Source organism: Rhodococcus sp. KRD197 (assembly GCF_017168235.1).
Taxonomy (GTDB): domain Bacteria; phylum Actinomycetota; class Actinomycetes; order Mycobacteriales; family Mycobacteriaceae; genus Rhodococcoides.
The window spans coordinates 246412-261300 of sequence record NZ_JABFAO010000001.1 but is presented as its reverse complement, the minus strand read 5'-3'; the positions used below and the strand labels follow the sequence as shown (position 1 = coordinate 261300).

13 protein-coding genes and 1 pseudogene are annotated in these 14889 nt (G+C 61.5%); 6 read left to right on the top strand and 8 right to left on the bottom strand.

All coding sequences use genetic code 11. The features are described from left to right. Nucleotides 1–56: 56 nt before the first annotated feature. Both J1M86_RS01220 and J1M86_RS01215 read right to left on the bottom strand, forming a co-directional pair. On the bottom strand, nucleotides 57–1985 hold the full coding sequence (locus tag J1M86_RS01220; protein WP_206508496.1) for an FtsX-like permease family protein: 1929 nt from the start codon (nucleotides 1983–1985) through the stop codon (nucleotides 57–59). Further along, the gene (locus J1M86_RS01215; RefSeq protein WP_241259399.1) at nucleotides 1982–2737 is read right to left on the bottom strand and encodes an ABC transporter ATP-binding protein; all 756 of its coding nucleotides are present in this window, start codon (nucleotides 2735–2737) and stop codon (nucleotides 1982–1984) included. Before J1M86_RS01215 ends, J1M86_RS01220 begins: the two co-directional genes overlap by 4 nt. A gap of 100 nt (nucleotides 2738–2837) precedes the next feature. Here J1M86_RS01215 and J1M86_RS01210 point away from each other — a divergent pair, with 100 nt between their 5' ends. Further along, the gene (locus J1M86_RS01210) at nucleotides 2838–3443 is read left to right on the top strand and encodes a hypothetical protein (RefSeq protein ID WP_206508494.1); all 606 of its coding nucleotides are present in this window, start codon (nucleotides 2838–2840) and stop codon (nucleotides 3441–3443) included. Here J1M86_RS01210 and J1M86_RS01205 read toward each other — a convergent pair. From J1M86_RS01205 to J1M86_RS26955, 3 genes and pseudogenes are all read right to left on the bottom strand, one after another. Next, nucleotides 3421–3588: a hypothetical protein gene (locus J1M86_RS01205; protein ID WP_206508678.1), complete on the bottom strand. Its 168-nt coding sequence runs from the start codon at nucleotides 3586–3588 to the stop codon at nucleotides 3421–3423. The genes J1M86_RS01210 and J1M86_RS01205 overlap by 23 nt on opposite strands. Before the next feature lie 396 nt (nucleotides 3589–3984). Continuing rightward, a complete protein-coding gene (locus J1M86_RS26190; protein ID WP_241259398.1) occupies nucleotides 3985–4656 on the bottom strand; it encodes a hypothetical protein in 672 nt (223 codons plus the stop codon). A gap of 229 nt (nucleotides 4657–4885) precedes the next feature. After that, nucleotides 4886–5512: pseudogene (locus tag J1M86_RS26955) on the bottom strand (SIR2 family protein); the annotation flags it as partial. Between the two features lie 822 nt (nucleotides 5513–6334). Here J1M86_RS26955 and J1M86_RS01195 point away from each other — a divergent pair. Next, complete coding sequence (locus tag J1M86_RS01195; RefSeq protein ID WP_206508491.1) at nucleotides 6335–6757, top strand: phosphate acetyltransferase; 423 nt, start codon at nucleotides 6335–6337, stop codon at nucleotides 6755–6757. Between the two features lie 297 nt (nucleotides 6758–7054). Here the strand turns inward: J1M86_RS01195 and J1M86_RS01190 are convergent, their stop codons facing one another. Together J1M86_RS01190 and J1M86_RS01185 are read right to left on the bottom strand one after the other, a co-directional pair. Further along, complete coding sequence (locus J1M86_RS01190; RefSeq protein WP_307786495.1) at nucleotides 7055–8335, bottom strand: alpha/beta hydrolase; 1281 nt, start codon at nucleotides 8333–8335, stop codon at nucleotides 7055–7057. 241 nt (nucleotides 8336–8576) lie between these two features. After that, nucleotides 8577–9134 carry a zeta toxin family protein gene (locus J1M86_RS01185; RefSeq protein ID WP_241259397.1) on the bottom strand — a complete coding sequence of 186 codons (558 nt, stop codon included), beginning with the start codon at nucleotides 9132–9134 and terminating at the stop codon, nucleotides 8577–8579. 253 nt (nucleotides 9135–9387) lie between these two features. On the opposite strand from J1M86_RS01185, the gene J1M86_RS01180 reads away from it, so the two are divergent. Together J1M86_RS01180 and J1M86_RS26950 are read left to right on the top strand one after the other, a co-directional pair. Continuing rightward, complete coding sequence (locus J1M86_RS01180) at nucleotides 9388–10626, top strand: Fic family protein (RefSeq protein WP_206508488.1); 1239 nt, start codon at nucleotides 9388–9390, stop codon at nucleotides 10624–10626. After that, nucleotides 10586–10738, top strand: coding sequence for a DeoR family transcriptional regulator (locus J1M86_RS26950; protein WP_368857260.1), 153 nt, complete (start codon nucleotides 10586–10588; stop codon nucleotides 10736–10738). Before J1M86_RS01180 ends, J1M86_RS26950 begins: the two co-directional genes overlap by 41 nt. Nucleotides 10739–10778: 40 nt before the next feature. Here the strand turns inward: J1M86_RS26950 and J1M86_RS01170 are convergent, their stop codons facing one another. Then, entirely contained in the window at nucleotides 10779–11441 is a 663-nt protein-coding gene (locus J1M86_RS01170) for a GntR family transcriptional regulator (protein ID WP_206508482.1), read from the bottom strand. 156 nt (nucleotides 11442–11597) lie between these two features. Between J1M86_RS01170 and J1M86_RS26185 the strand changes: the two genes are divergently transcribed. Both J1M86_RS26185 and madL read left to right on the top strand, forming a co-directional pair. Further along, nucleotides 11598–14459 (top strand): AMP-binding protein, encoded by a 2862-nt coding sequence (locus tag J1M86_RS26185; protein ID WP_241259396.1) that lies wholly within the window; start codon nucleotides 11598–11600, stop codon nucleotides 14457–14459. Between the two features lie 27 nt (nucleotides 14460–14486). Further along, nucleotides 14487–14888, top strand: a complete 402-nt coding sequence (madL, locus tag J1M86_RS01155) for a malonate transporter subunit MadL (RefSeq protein WP_206508480.1) — start codon at nucleotides 14487–14489, stop codon at nucleotides 14886–14888. Nucleotide 14889 lies beyond the last annotated feature (1 nt).

The window sequence follows — 14889 nt, the reverse complement described above, 5'->3', positions numbered from 1 at the left end:
GTGACCACCTCTCGTTTGCTGGCTCTTCATCTCAGGACTGGTGACGGCGAGGTCGACTACTCCAGGGCTCCGACCGCCTTGACCGCGCTGACGCGAAGTACAGATCGCGTCGAGATGATCGAGGTGGCAGCGACGAGCGCCGTGGTCAGCACAGTGATTCCTACTAAAAGAGTCCATGGAATGGCTATGACCGGAGTGCCGTACGCGCGGAACGTTGCGATCCACAGCCCGACCAGTGCAGCTATCGCAGCTGCCGCACCGAGCAGCAGTCCGATGAGCGTCGATGCGAGTGTTTCAGCGGCCACTGAGCCTTGGACTTGCAGTCTCGTCATGCCGGACAATCGCAACGTCGCGAGCTCGGCGCTTCGCTGCCCGATGGAGATCGCGACGGTACTCAACACGCTGATCAGTGCATACAGGCTTCCCAGGCCGACGATTGCACCCATCACCGCCCGGTTTTCGCCGTCCTTCGTCGATTTGTCCTCGTGCGCCAAGGCCGATGGTGTTTCGATACTGGTTGCGCCCAGAGCAGCGAGTTCGGAGCGAACCGAATCGACGTCGGCGTCCAGTTCCAGCTGCACGAGGACGGATGTGTTCCGGTCGAGCATCGAAGCAGGGAGAATCGAGCGGTCGATGTAGAAACCGTCTGTGCCGGCCAGCGTCTCCGGTAGGCGGGCGGCTTGCCCAAAGGGAATGGTTCGTCCTTCGACTTGCAGCGATACCTCGTCGTACTCTCCGTTGACTGTCAGGCTGTCCAGTCCGCTACCGAATACGATTGTGTTGGGCCCGAAGTCTTCGAGACTGCCGGATGCCGGTGGCAATGTCCTGATTTGTTGAAACCGATCCGGATCAACTGCGACAACCGTTCCAGGGCCGTCCAGGGCAACGTTGTTGCGGACAAGTCTGACTGCGAGGGGGACAACGGTTTCAGGTGCGGCGAGGGCAATACCGTCGATCTCTTCGGCTAGTCCGTAGTCGAATGCTTGCCCAGATGCGACGAGATCGGCTCGAAGCAGGGCCCTCTCGGTCTCTCCTGCTGCGGTTTGGGTGTCGAGAATTCCTTGCAGTCCCATCACTATGCTCACGAGTACGATCATCGGCGCTGCGCACGAGGCGGTCCGCCGTACTGAATCACGTAGGTTGGCAACGGTTGTTGCCGAGACAGGATGTCGCGGAGCAATTGCGGACACGAGACCCGCAACGGCAGGCACCAGTAGGGGCGCAAGGCGACTCATCGCCGCGGAGGCGGTGATGATGATGCCGAGCCCCAACAGCAAGGGGATCAGAATCCCTCCACTGGAAGCTGAGTAAAACACTTGAACTCCCGTAAGCAGCAGTGCGACTGCCGCGACCAGCCAACGCCGACGCCCCATTTCCCGCATCTCCTCTTGGGTGCGGCGGAGCGCGTCCAATGGTCGAACGCGCGTTGCGCGACGAGCACTCCCCCACGCACCCGAGATACTGACCGCTACCGCGACAACGATGTCTAGTACGAGCACTGCGGGCTGTATTGGGGTCTCGATCTCGACCGGCAACACACCCGAGCCGATGAGGATCATGCGCTGAACCGACGTGAGGCCGATCCCCAAGAGTATCCCGGTGGCCGAACCCACCACCGCGACCAGAAATGCCTCACCGAGCAGCAGCCGACGAATCTGCGCGGCGGTGACACCCACGATCCGCAGTGTTGCGAGATCGCGACGACGCTGGTCCACTGCAAAGCCGATTGTCGACGCGGCCACGAACACGGTCAAGAATGCGCCCAACATGACCGTCAATCCGGAGAGGGTGTTCGCACCACTGGCTGCCTGGCGGAATGCCTCGGCTGCGGCTGGACTCGCATCGACCGGTGGCGCAGCGTTCTCCACACCGAGGATGATTGTCATACCGGCATGAACGATTCCAACACCGAACGCAACCGCGAGAACCGTTCCGACAAACAGCGTCCATCGATCCAAGAATGTGCGAGCCGCCAACGCGATCACCGCTGAACCTCCACGTCGGTGAGGGTAGAGGCGATGTCCGCGGCACTTGCACCGTCGAGGGTGCGAACCAGCAACCCGTCGCGTAGGAACGCGACGTGATCGGCGTAAGAAGCCGCGTGTGGGTCATGCGTGACCATGAGAATTGTCTGTCCTCGATCGACGAGCTCGCGAAGGAGTCCGAGTACAACTCTTGCCGACGCGCTGTCGAGTGCGCCAGTCGGTTCGTCGGCGAACAAGATGCTGGGCTGCGTTGCCAAAGCTCGAGCAATTGCCACACGCTGCTGCTGACCGCCTGATAGTTCGCGAGGTTTCTGATCGGTGTGCTCGGCCAGACCGAGTACGCCAAGCGCAGCTCGTGCTGTCGAGTCTGCTTGCGAATCGCCGAGCAACCGGAGCGGGAGGCTGACGTTCTGCAGTGCTGTCAATGCGGCTACCAAGTTGAACTGCTGGAACACGAAACTGATGTCGCTGCGGCGTAGGCGGGTCAGTGTGTCGTCGCTGAGTGCGCTGATGTCACTACCGTTGAGAACGATTCGACCCGAGTCCGGGTTGTCGAGGCCAGCGGCACAGTTCATCAGCGTGGACTTTCCGGACCCCGAAGGCCCCATGATGGCTGTCCACGAACCTCTGCGGCATCCAAGAGTGACACGATCGAGTGCGACGAATGCACTCGTGCCAGCGGTAAAGGTGCGTGTGACGTCCTGGAGCTGCAGGACAGTGTCGGACGGTTCCGGTGGGATCATTCTGTTCATTTCAACGCACCAAGCGCTTTGCGTCAGTCGACCTGAACCGTGAACGCAAGGTATAGCTGGGTCTACCGTGCGATTGAAGGTCTGAACCTAGAATGCGCATGTGAGCCGAGTGACGATAGCTTCTGCGCCAGAGACCCTCCCGCACTGGCGTGCAGCATCGTATGTCGCCGCGGTGATGACTCGGACAGTATTGGCGGTGGCTGTCTCGGCTCTGCTTGCGGCACCTATCCTGGCAGCGACTACCGACCGAAGCCTTCCCGCAGAACACGCAGCAGCGCTCGCGACAGCAGGACTCGCCCTGTTGGGACTCGGCCTGCCGGTCGTCTCAGCCATGCTTGCGCACACGGATTGGGCCGGCGCTTCTGCGCTACAAGCCGGCGCGATGCCGAATCGACCGGAAGTCCGACTTCGTGAGCCAAAGACGCTTGTTCGTCCGCTTGCCTACAGTGTCGCCATGCTTACGGTCGGTGGCGCCCTGGCCGTGTCGGGATTGCTCACCGTGATCGGATCGTTGGTCGCACTGTACAGCCCCTATCTCGCTGCCACGGGAGACTCTGCGGTGATCGGTCCTGTCACCGTCACGACCGTGCCGCAAAGCCTGGTCGCGGGCACCATCGGTGCTACGGTCCTCGCTTTGCTGACGTGGGCGTCGCCTCTGATCGCACGCACACATGTGCCCCTCCTTACCTTTGTGTGGGTAGCTTGACCTCGATTCCGCCGAGGTTGAGATAGATCATTGCTTTCAGCGATGCGGCAGAATGGTGGCCGTAGCCTCGGGCGTTGATCAGCCTGATCTTCGCCCCCACAGCTACTGCCATGACCTCACGCCCGACCACGCCGAGCAACTCCACTACGATCGGACGCGCACCCTCAATCCGGAGGAGGCACTCACGCAATGAGCCCTCCGGAAATGCCGGGACGGATCAGCTCGACCCCAGTCCTCGGGCGGAGCGGGGGCTGGACCGTGGTGTAGCTCTGCTTTGAGAAATGTCAGGTGTTGGGGTGGGTCTTCATGCGGCTGCCCGGTCTCCTGGCGGGCTTTCAGTAGCGGTGGTGCCGCTGCAAAACTTCACGGTAGGCATTGAGGGTTGCAGTGCCGAGAACCCCGGAGGGCCCTATCGTGTGCCACCGAGAGTCTTCTTTACTTTTAATATGCTCCTGAAAGCGCGTCTCGGCAGGGGTGTTGCCATCAGGCGTTCGATTGCGTTCACCGACGAACTCTCCCGAGTTGGCTTGGAACATGCTTGTCAACGGCACGTTGAGGACGTGCTGAACGAGCCCCGTCCGGTATTCGACGTCGTCCACCAGCCTGCGGAATTGTCCGTTTTCTGTGAGGTGGTCTGCGAAGATGGTCTGTAGGTCGTGCCGGATGATGTGGCTGCCGGGATAATGCCCCCCGGGTGGTTGGCTCCCCATTGAGGAAGCCCATTGACCATTCCTTCCTCAAGAACACGCTGCAGATGCAGGACGTCGAAGGAGGGTGTCGGCTCCCGGCCGACATCTGCCCACTTCGGCGCGGTGAGCAGCCCGATGAACAGATCGTCCCGGCCGCGCTCGACAGCAACCAGGTTCATGGTCTGCAGGGCCAGTAGCGCAGGGTAGCGCTGGAGCGGGAGAAGGGTCGGATTGCCGGTGTGAGTCTGCCTGAGATCGAGCAGGCGCTGGAGGACATCGACCCAGAGCTGTGTGTGCGAGCCGTCGTCGTGGTGGACTCCGGTGACCAAGAGATGAAGCAACGGGGTCGTAGCCGTCAGCAATTCTGTGAAGTGTGCGTCGAGTTGCTCGAAACTGACTGCACTGGGATAGGGGATTGCTCGAATCACGGTGTTTACAGTGTCGACCTTGCTCATCACCAGGTCGTGAAGATCGATCCGCAGCACGGGGTTCGGTAGATATCGCTTCAAACGTGCAACCGCCATCGCGGTTGTCAGTGGTGGTTCCCGCGAGCCGGTCCAGCGCGTCGATACTGCTTGCGAGCTCGCTGAATAATTGATCGGCCGACGAAGCCGGGACTTGGTGTCCGTGCAGTGCGGTCGGAAGCTGACGCGCACCATGCCCTTTCGCCGATCTGCTGTCCCAGTAGAGCGGGTATCGACGGGGCGCAGCCTCCAGCGCGGCCACCAGAGCCTTGTCCCACTCACCGGACCATCCCGAGATGACGAGCCCGAACTCGGTGAAGACCTGGTGCAGCAGATCCATCCACTGTTCCGGGTACGTAGTCAGCTCGTCCAACGTGTTTCTCGTGTCGAGTTCGGTGTAATCGCCGTGCAGCTTGATGACGGTCACTGCGGCGTGCGCGAGCGGGGTCATTCCCTTGAGGGCATCCGCGCGGCTGATCACCTGCGTCTCGACCCCGGCTGCGTCGAGTGCCTGCTCGATCAGTTGGTCGAAGTTGGTGGTCAAGATGACCCGAACTGTTCCACGCTTCACCAGCTCGGCGACAGCAGTATGCGCGGGCCCGGGGACCTTGTTCCCCTCTTCCCGTTCCTCCTCCGTCGCAACGAAGTACTCGCGCAGCAGTTCCTGACGAGCCGACGCCGATGGCGCGGCTTCAGCGAGCAAAGAGGAGTATCCGAGCTCGCTGCCGGCATGCGTGGACCACCAAGCCTCGGGATCTTCGGCAGCGAGGACATGGGACTCCGAATCGTCGGGATTCTCGGCGGTCGCAAGTTTGGACACCAGACTTTTGACGACGCCCCAACCGGTAGGGATGCCGGCGCTCGTCGAGATCCCGGATCCCAGGAGCAGTGCGTATACGCCCGGCTGCGCGTGCATCGCCATCGACAGCATCGCTCTTGGGGACAGCGCGTTCTTGGGAGATACCGACGCTACGGCGTCCTCTTGCGTCATCGGCCGAGCTCGACGGCGCAGGGATCAATGGCTTGCATGTCGGGGTGGCAGGGCGAGACGCCCGAGTACGAGCGGACTCGTCGTCCGGGCGGTGGTGTAGCGCTAGCCATCAATGCTTCCGTTCGTCGTTCTCGGCATTCTACGTCCTGTGTTCCGGTGGAGTTCTGGCCGTGGCGACCCAATTGATCAACGGTAGCCCGTCGTTTCTGTGCGTGTTTCGCCGAGAAAAACTTGCCGACAGTTTATGATCTACAAGCTCGACGGGTCGGTTCGTGCGTAAGCCATCGGCTATCGCTCCGCCTCGGGTGCTCCACTGAGAACGCGCCAGCGCCCGCCTCGAGATCGCCCGACGTCCGGTTTGGCAGTGAGACGATTCCGTGCTCGGCCGTGATAGTCGACCATCACAACGAGTTCATTGGTGATGTCTCTCTTGGACAGGGCCTTTCGTATTAACCATCCCGCGGGACCGCCGGACCAACGGTGCGTGCAGCAAACCCGAGCAGTGCGCCGAGGTAGCCCAGATCGGTTCCGCCCACGGTGATATCACCAGATCTGTGGAGGTTCGGAGTGCGTCGATCTGTAGTTCGAAGCGGGTCGAGGAGACCCGCTGCCAGCCTCGGCGGCAGACCGCTGGGTTGAGCTCGGACGCCGGGGGCCTGCTCGTGGGTGAACATTGTGCTGGAGCTGAATTGTGAACGTCGTCGGGTGCTGGTTCAGGAGTCCACTGTCGTAGGGCATCATGAGTCGATGAGCGATCTTGAGTACCTCGCCACTTTGCTTGCTCGACTGGATGCTGAGATTGCGCGAGTCTCTGCTGCCGAATCGGGCTCCGACGAGCAGTCATCTGCCATCGATGACGCGGTCGATGCCGTCTTGCGGTTGCGTTCGAAGGTCAAGGCTGGCTACCCCGGCAAGAAGGCTTACTACATCGCAGCGTCGACCGATCCGAATGGAATCAGGGTCGAGGGAATTTCAGCCCTGCAAGGCAAGCGCGCCCACGAATTGGTGCGAGACGGCGGTTGGATGCACGCGGATTCCAGCACCGTCCTCGATCTTCTCGATGACGATCAGATCAGTCGGTACAGAGCCGTCGCGGGACGCGGCGTCGCGCAGACATTTCGAGATTCGCGTGAATATCTCTCAGCGGCAATAGGTCTCGCCGACAAGTAGACCACGGCAGCAGTGCAGAAATCCGGATTGTCGGACGCGGTCAACGGTTCGATCCCGTGAGGAGGTTCCACGAGACGGCCCTGGCCTGTGACAATGGTTGGGGCCGTCTCTCATGCAGGTGTGATGCCTTACACTGCGACAGTCTCGTCCATCGGGGCCGCCGGCAGCGGCGGCTGAGTGCGTTGCCACGCTGATCCGTACCGCGTGTACTGCGCTGGAGCTTCGATCGGTTCCCGAAGTTCATCGGCAGCCGTGCGGACCCAGAACGGACCCTTCCCCTATTCGCCCGCCGACCAATCAGGACGCGGAGCCGGGATCCGAGGCGTTTGTCATCGGGTCATCGACCAGTGCGCGCCGCATCCAGCTGTACACCCTCTCGTCGTTCAGGAGGGTGAAGTGGTGCGCGCTGTTGATCGCCAGACCATCGTCCGGGCGAAGACCTATGTTGCGGAGCTTGTTTCGGCCTCCGGCGCTGTCGGTGCGGACCAGGCCGTCGCCCACGAAGGTCCCGACCGGGTTCCGCGGGCTTCCGGTGACGACGGCGGACGCGTGATGATGTCGCACCCGGTCCGGGACCGAGATATCCGTAGCCGCGCCGACGTCGAAGCTGTCGGCGTAGCGGGCATGTCCATCTTCTTTGGTGATGGAACCGTGGATCAGGTCACGGACTCCGGCACTTCGGCGCGCCAGGAGTTTCGCGAACGGTCGGGTCTCGGGCGCCAGCGCCATTGCGGCCGCGGCCATGTGAACGCCGTGTGCAAGCGGTGCACCCAGATGTGGCGTCCCGAGGGTGAATACGTCTGTCAACAGGTCCACCCACCGGCGGCCGCTCTCGGCAGCTTGGTGAGCGGCGCTGCGTGAGACCAAGCCGCCCATGGAGTGCCCGACCAGTGTGATGCGGTGAACCCGTACAGGCCAGGCTATTACGAGCTGTTCCAGCATGGTCGACAGGTCGGCGCCGTTCGTGGCAATGCGACGTCCGGTGTTGTAACGCAGGAAGATTGAGGTGGTTTCGGCTTCGGAGTCGAGTCGCTCCCCGTACGTGGGCCGCCCGCCGAGTCGCCATGCCGATTCGGTCTCGACGAGCCCGTGCAGGAACACCACGAGATGCGCTCCTGCATGGGGAAACGCTGCGGCCAGAGCTCGGTACTGCGGGGGTACAGGGCGTCCGTCGACTCGTATCGCCATCGGGTAGGCAAGGACCCGGGCGCTTCGCTCCATGTCGTCGCCGATGAGACCGTGCAGTACAGCGATGGTCTGCGCGCCGAGCGCAGTGTGCGACGGCGACGGTCGGGGGTCGTCCTCGGTCACGTGGTCGCCTCTCGTCAGCGCGCCGACTGCTTTGGCTGCGCCGGTGCAGGCGGCCTCGATGCTCGCGTAGGTGCCGGCGGCGATGGCGTCGTGCATCAGCTGTGTCGGTAGAACAGCGGGGCCGACGCCGAGCCGCACAGCAGCAAACGTGCGTCGTGCGATTGCCGAGTGGACTGCGCGAATACCACCCGCGGCCGACGCCAACTCGCGAAGGGCAAGCTCACCGAGTCCGCCCCACTCCTGTGTTCTCAGAGTTCTCGTCCCCACGTAATCCAGTGTACGTGTGTCCACTGAAACCGTCAGTGCTGCTCATGTCGATGCAGTCAAGGTCCAACGGTTGACCGCGATCGAGGTGCTCTTCATCGACGACTACGCGCTGCGACCCCCTCGGCACCACGAAAATCAAAGAGTTTCAAATACGTTGAAGAGTAGGAGAGTTGGGGTCCTGCCCGACGCGACCGGACGGACTGCCGGTTTAGTTGGGGCGGTGTGGTGTGTCCGGCGTTCTTCAGCGCAGCGGGTGTCCATTTCGGCCAACTCGCGGGCCCAATGAGTGTGCCGTGGGTAAATGTGCACACGTGCGGAACGGGATCTGTGCGCTGCCGTTGTCGTACACGTCGACCACGTCGGCGACGTCGATTGCGGTGCCGAGAAGGTCCCATACGCGTTCGTAGCGGGCTCGGATCTTCTCTTCGGGTACAGCGTGTCCACCGCGGCGGACACGTTCGGTGACGCGCTGCACCGTGAGTTCGACGGGAACGATGATGATGTGCAGATGTACGAGGTAGCCGGCACCTACGGCGTCGGAGACCAGCTTCACTTTGCTCGGGTGCGAGAACACTGTTTCGGTGATGAAGGAACGCTGCTGGGCGATCCGTTCCCTACGTTGGGTTTCGGCGATCCGCGGCGCCTCGTAGGCGTGTTCGGCCTGCGCGTCGGGCCAGCGTTCGAGGGCTATTTCGTCGGCGTTGATGAATGGCAGTCCGGTGGCCGGAATCAGCACATCGCGCGCGTAGGTGGATCTACCTGCACCGTTGGATCCAGCAAGGAGATGCAGTAATGGCATCAGCCGTGAGCGGGATGAACGATGAGGTTGCCGTCCTCGTCGATTTCCGAGTACGACTCAGTTGACTGGTTCTGGCCATGTTCTCTGTTGTAGCACCGTGCTACAGACTCGATGTGCGTGTCCCACGATGACGACAAGCTGCGACAGTCAAAGTCAAAGGAAATTGGACTTTCGTTGTATCATCGACGACACGCCATATCGAAACATCAAAGCCCAGCGGGTTTTGATGTTTCGTTGAAACTTGGATGAGGCCATGAAGGCACCTGCACCCCCGCCAGCGTTCACTGACCTGTTGGCCACGCTGCGCGAGGACATGGACAGGTTCATGGCAGTCATGATGTCGGGAGAGGATCTCGATGACCGCGACTACTTGGATTGGGACAAACTCCGCTACAAGACCCCACCGGACGGCATGACCCATCAAGAATGGTGGCTCGCCCTCAAGATGAGGCGCAGGTCGATGCGCCGTCCAGTGCCCCTCCGGCGGGTCGGTGACTTGTCCTTGAGTTATGCGCTGCCAGGCGAACTGCTCCGGGCACTCGATGAGGTCTCCCAACGTGCCAGCGGTCAGATCGCACTGCCCGACGAGGTGATGAACAAGACCACCCGTGACCGGTATGTCATTCAGTCGCTGGTTGAGGAGGCAATCAGTTCCAGTCAGTTGGAGGGTGCATCGACCTCACGAAAAGAAGCGAAGCGGATGCTGGCATACGGGGAGGCTCCAAAAAACCGGAGCCAGCAGATGATTCTCAACAACTATTGGGCAATGCAGCGTGTGCGGGAGATTCGGCACGAGCCATTTACCCCAGAGCGGATATGCGAAATCCACCGCATAGTGACTGGCAAGACTCTGGACAACCCTGATAGCGCTGGAAAAATTCAGAGTAATCCCGATCCGAATGATCGGGTCAAGATATTCGGTGAAGATGAGAACGTATTACATCGACCGCCCCCAGTCGAGGAATTGCCAACAAGAATACAGGCATTGTGCGATTTCGCTAATGGTGATTCCAAGGCAGACCCCTACATCCCGCCGGTTGTCAGGGCTCTAGTCGTCCACTTCATGATGGGATATGACCACTACTTCGAAGATGGGAACGGCCGCACGGCTAGGGCGCTGTTCTACTGGAGCATGCTCAAGCAGGGTTACTGGCTGACCGAACATCTAGCAATTTCGAGGATTCTCAAGCAGGCACCATCGAAGTACGCCAGGTCTTTCCTTTACACCGAGCAAGACGAAGGCGACTTGACATACTTTTTTGTTGTATCACCTGCAGGTGATACAACGTGCGCTGGGGGAGCTCGACGAGTACTTGAATCGAAAAACGCTCGAATTGCAACGAGCTCGCACATTGCTGGCTCGTGGGCCTGGCGGGTTCAATCACAGGCAAGCCGCCCTGCTTCAATCGGCAACCAGAGATCCGTCGAACTATTATACGGCGGAATCGCACATGAACTACCACTCGGTGTCCAAGCAAACTGCCAGGAATGACTTATACGACTTGGAGCGACGGGGATTGCTGCATCGAACCAAGATAAGCCGGCAATTTGCTTGGGTGCCAGAAGAGGGTTTGCTCAAAATACTTGAAGCCGAGTCGATTTAAACGCGAGACGGACGGCGTACTGGCGCATGCGTTGGTCCCCTCAGCTCGCCGAGAGCTGACGCCACGTCCGCACCAGGTTGCTGAATTCTTTGATCTGCACCAGTACGTGGTCACGAGCGGCGGTCTCGGCGGCACCTGCATCACCGCTGGAGATGGCGTCGGCGATGGTCCTGTGTTCGGCCATCGATCGCCGCATCCTGTCGGGTACGCGCAGCTGTAATCGTCGGTACGGCTGGAGAACTCGCTTCAGCGCCTGTGCCTGTTGCCTGAGGTAGTCGTTTCCGCAGGAGTCGTTGATGATGCCATGGAAGCGCGCATTGGCGTAGTAGTAAGCGTCTGCATCACCACTGATCGCGTGTTCCTCGCATTCCTGAAGCGCGAGGTCGAGTTCGGCCAAGGCCTCGCGTTCGATGCGGCCGGCCGCGAGCCGCGCCGCCATCCCTTCCAGCTCGGCCATGACCTCGAAGCGTTCGGCCACTTCCGAAATACCCAGCTCGGTGACGTACGTGCCCTGTTTCGGGCGGATCTGCACCAAACCGGAGCGCTCGAGCGCCTGCAATGCCTCGCGAATCGGGGTGCGGGAGCAGCCGAACTCCTTCTCCAGCTGAGCTGGATCCAGGCGTTCACCAGGCCGGTAGTGGCCGTCTACAACGGCGTTCTCCAGCGCGTCCCGCACTCGCTGAGACTCGGGAACTCGAATCATGTGTGCCTCCTCCACCAAGATTATCCGACGCAGGGGGGGTGGTGTGGCTCACATCTATCCGCTAGGGTCGCTGTTATATATATCACCCAAGCATATGTATATGGCGTGGCTCACGCATTCAGGAGTCGCGGTCACAGCCCCACGAAAGGGTTCGACATGGGATCCGAAGACGGTCGATCGCTGAACAGGTTGCTCGCCGCGTGCGAAATTCTGATGGGTGACGTGGGTGAGGCATCCATACGCGCAGTGGCGACCAGGGCGCTGAGCGCATATGTCGACCTCGACGACTCCGACAAGCTGGGCTTCTTCGAGCACGTCACCTCGGTCTATGGCATCGATGACGACAGGGTTCGGTCCGCGTTCCATCGGTGGGAAAGTGCGCGCAGCAACCCATCCGACGCCGACGCCGGTGAGGAGGTGATCGAACTGTTCAGCGCCGTCGAACCCGCCCGTCAACAGTTGCTTCGCCGCATCAACCACGCGCCCGGCGCAACTCTCGCCTTGGTCGAGATGCGCGCGGACTTGCGCCGACTGATGCGCGGCCACCCTGGCCTGCGGCCCCTCGATCACGACTTCCACCATCTGCTGACGTCCTGGTTCAACCGTGGGTTCCTCCGGATGACGGAGGTCACCTGGGACTCGCCTCCCGAGCTGCACCGGAATCTGCTGCATTACGAAACGGTCCACCCCATGGCGACCGAAACCGAGCTTCGTCGGCGGCTGCAACCCGCAGACCGACGCGTCTACGCGTTCTTCCATCCTGCGACGGGAGACGTCCCTCTGATCTTCGTCGAGGTCGCCCTCGTTCGCGGCACCCCCAGCCGGATCGGTCCGCTGCTGGAGCAGGGCGAGGAACTCGATCCGTCGATGGCGGACACGGCCGCGCTCTACTCGATCAACAACGCGCTCGACGGGCTGGCCGGCGTCTCGTTCGGGAGTTTGCTGATCAAGCAGGTCATCGAACAGGTGAGTCAGCAGCTTCCGCATCTGCGTGAGTTCGTAACGCTCTCACCGATTCCGGGGTTTCGCGGCTGGCTCGACGTCAAGGCGTCCGGCGACGCAGAGCTGCGTTCGCTCGTCGAGCAGCTCGATGCCATCCAAGGTTCGGCGCTGGAGGATCCGGCGCAGCTCGACGAAGACCGCATCGAAGAGCTTCGGAGCATGTTGTTTCCAGCCTTGCTCACCTATTTGACCGTCGAACGACGTGCCGATGGCTGCCCGGTGGACGCTGTGGCCCGCTTCCATCTGGGGAACGGGGCGAGGGCCTGGCGACTGAACTGGCCGGCAAACCCGTCCCCGCAGGCATGGCGGCAGTCCTACGGGGCCATGGTCAATTACCAGTACGAACCGGACCAGCTCGAACACCGTCACGAGGATTTCGTCCGACGTCGCAACGTCGCAGTCGGTGGGCCGCTCGAGATGCTCGCAGACGCCCTCACCGAAATCCAAGCACTCACCGACTCAGATACCCCCACCGACAAGAGAGAGATACCACCGATGGCACATGACACAACCATCTACCGACTGTTCGCCGAACAGGTGCGGCTCCGGCCGGACGCACCGCTGTTCGAGCTACCCGACGGACGCTCGATCAGCTACCGCGACACCGCCGACATTGTCCACCGGATCGCTGCCCGCCTGCGCGCCGACGGCGTCGAGCCTGGAGACCGAGTTGCGATGCAGGTGCCGAAGTCGCCCGAGGCTATTGCGTTGTACCTGGCGACACTTCAGATCGGCGGAGTCTTTCTCCCGCTGAACATCGCGTACACCGGCGCGGAAATGCGGTACTTCCTCGGCGACGCACAACCTCGGGTGCTCGTCTGCGCACCCGATCGGCACAGTGAGTACGCCGAATATCAGGACGACCTCGTCCTCGAGACCCTCGGGGAGTCCGCAGACGGCACGCTCCTGAGTGGGGAGGACCGGGACACGCATGTCGTCGACGCCGCGGCCGCCGATCCTGCTGCAATCCTGTACACCTCCGGCACCACAGGGCGCTCCAAAGGAGCGGTGCTCACTCACGGCAACCTGGCCTCCAACTGCGAGGCGTTGCTCGATGCCTGGCAGTTCACCGCCGAAGACAAGCTGATTCACGCCCTGCCGATATTCCACATCCACGGACTGTTCGTCGCGGCGAACATGACGCTGGCGGCCGGTGCCTCCATGCATTTCCTGCCCAAGTTCGACGCCGATGTGGTCATCGACCTGCTTCCGCAGGCCACCGTACTGATGGGCGTGCCCACGTTCTACACCCGGATGGCGAAGAGCGAGAGGCTCACACCGGAGCTCTGCGCGTCGATGCGGTTGTTCGTGTCGGGGTCCGCGCCGCTGTTGGCCAGCGACCACGAGGCCTTCGCCGCTCGCACCGGCCACGCCATCCTCGAGCGCTACGGCATGACCGAAACCGGTATGAACAGCACCAACCCTTTCGAGGGTGGACCGCGCAAGCCGGGAACCGTGGGTAAACCCCTGTCCGGCACGGAGATCCGAATCGTCGACCGTGAGACCGGGAATGTGCTGGCCGACGGTGGTGTCGGAATCGTGGAAGTTCGCGGTCCCAATGTCTTCTCCGGGTACTGGCAGATGCCGGAGAAGACGGCCTCGGAATTTCGTTCGGACGGCTTCTTCATTACCGGCGACCTCGGACTCATCGATGACGACGGCTACCTGTGCATCGTCGGACGGGACAAGGACCTGGTGATCTCGGGGGGATACAACATCTACCCCAAGGAGATCGAGGAGCTGCTCGACAGCCATCCCATGGTGCTCGAGTCCGCTGTGATCGGCGTGCCGCACCCCGAGTTCGGCGAAACCGTAGTGGCTTTGGTTGTTCCGAGTCCGGGTGAGCTGCCGCAGGACCGCGAATTGATGGACCATATCGCCGGTGATCTCGCCCGTTTCAAACATCCACGCGCGGTGCGCGTAGTCGACGCCTTGCCGCGCAATGTCATGGGCAAGGTGCAAAAGGCGGAACTTCGTAAAAGCTACGCCGGTCTGTTCGACGGCGTGGACGCCTAAATCCCTTCTCATCCTCAGGAGTACAAGATGGTTCTCTATGGAGTTGCAGCGTTGGCGCTCTGCATGCTGTCCGGCACTATCGTCGGCGAACTGCTCGGCGTGACGCTGGGTGTGGACGCCAACGTCGGCGGAGTCGGATTCGCGATGATCATGTTGATCTTCGCCACCGACTGGTTGCGCCGAAAAGGCAAGTTTCCGAAAGCAAGTGAGCAGGGAATCCTGTTCTGGAGTGCGATGTACATTCCGATCGTGGTCGCGATGGCATCCATCCAAAACGTCGCGGCGGCGATCACCGGCGGGCCGATGGCGCTCCTGGCAGGACTCGGAGCACTGGCCGCAGGTGCCGCACTGGTTCCGTTGCTGGCGCGGATCGGCGAACGTGCCGAACCGTTGCCTCCGATGACCGAAGAAGAAATGCAGGAGGCCTGAG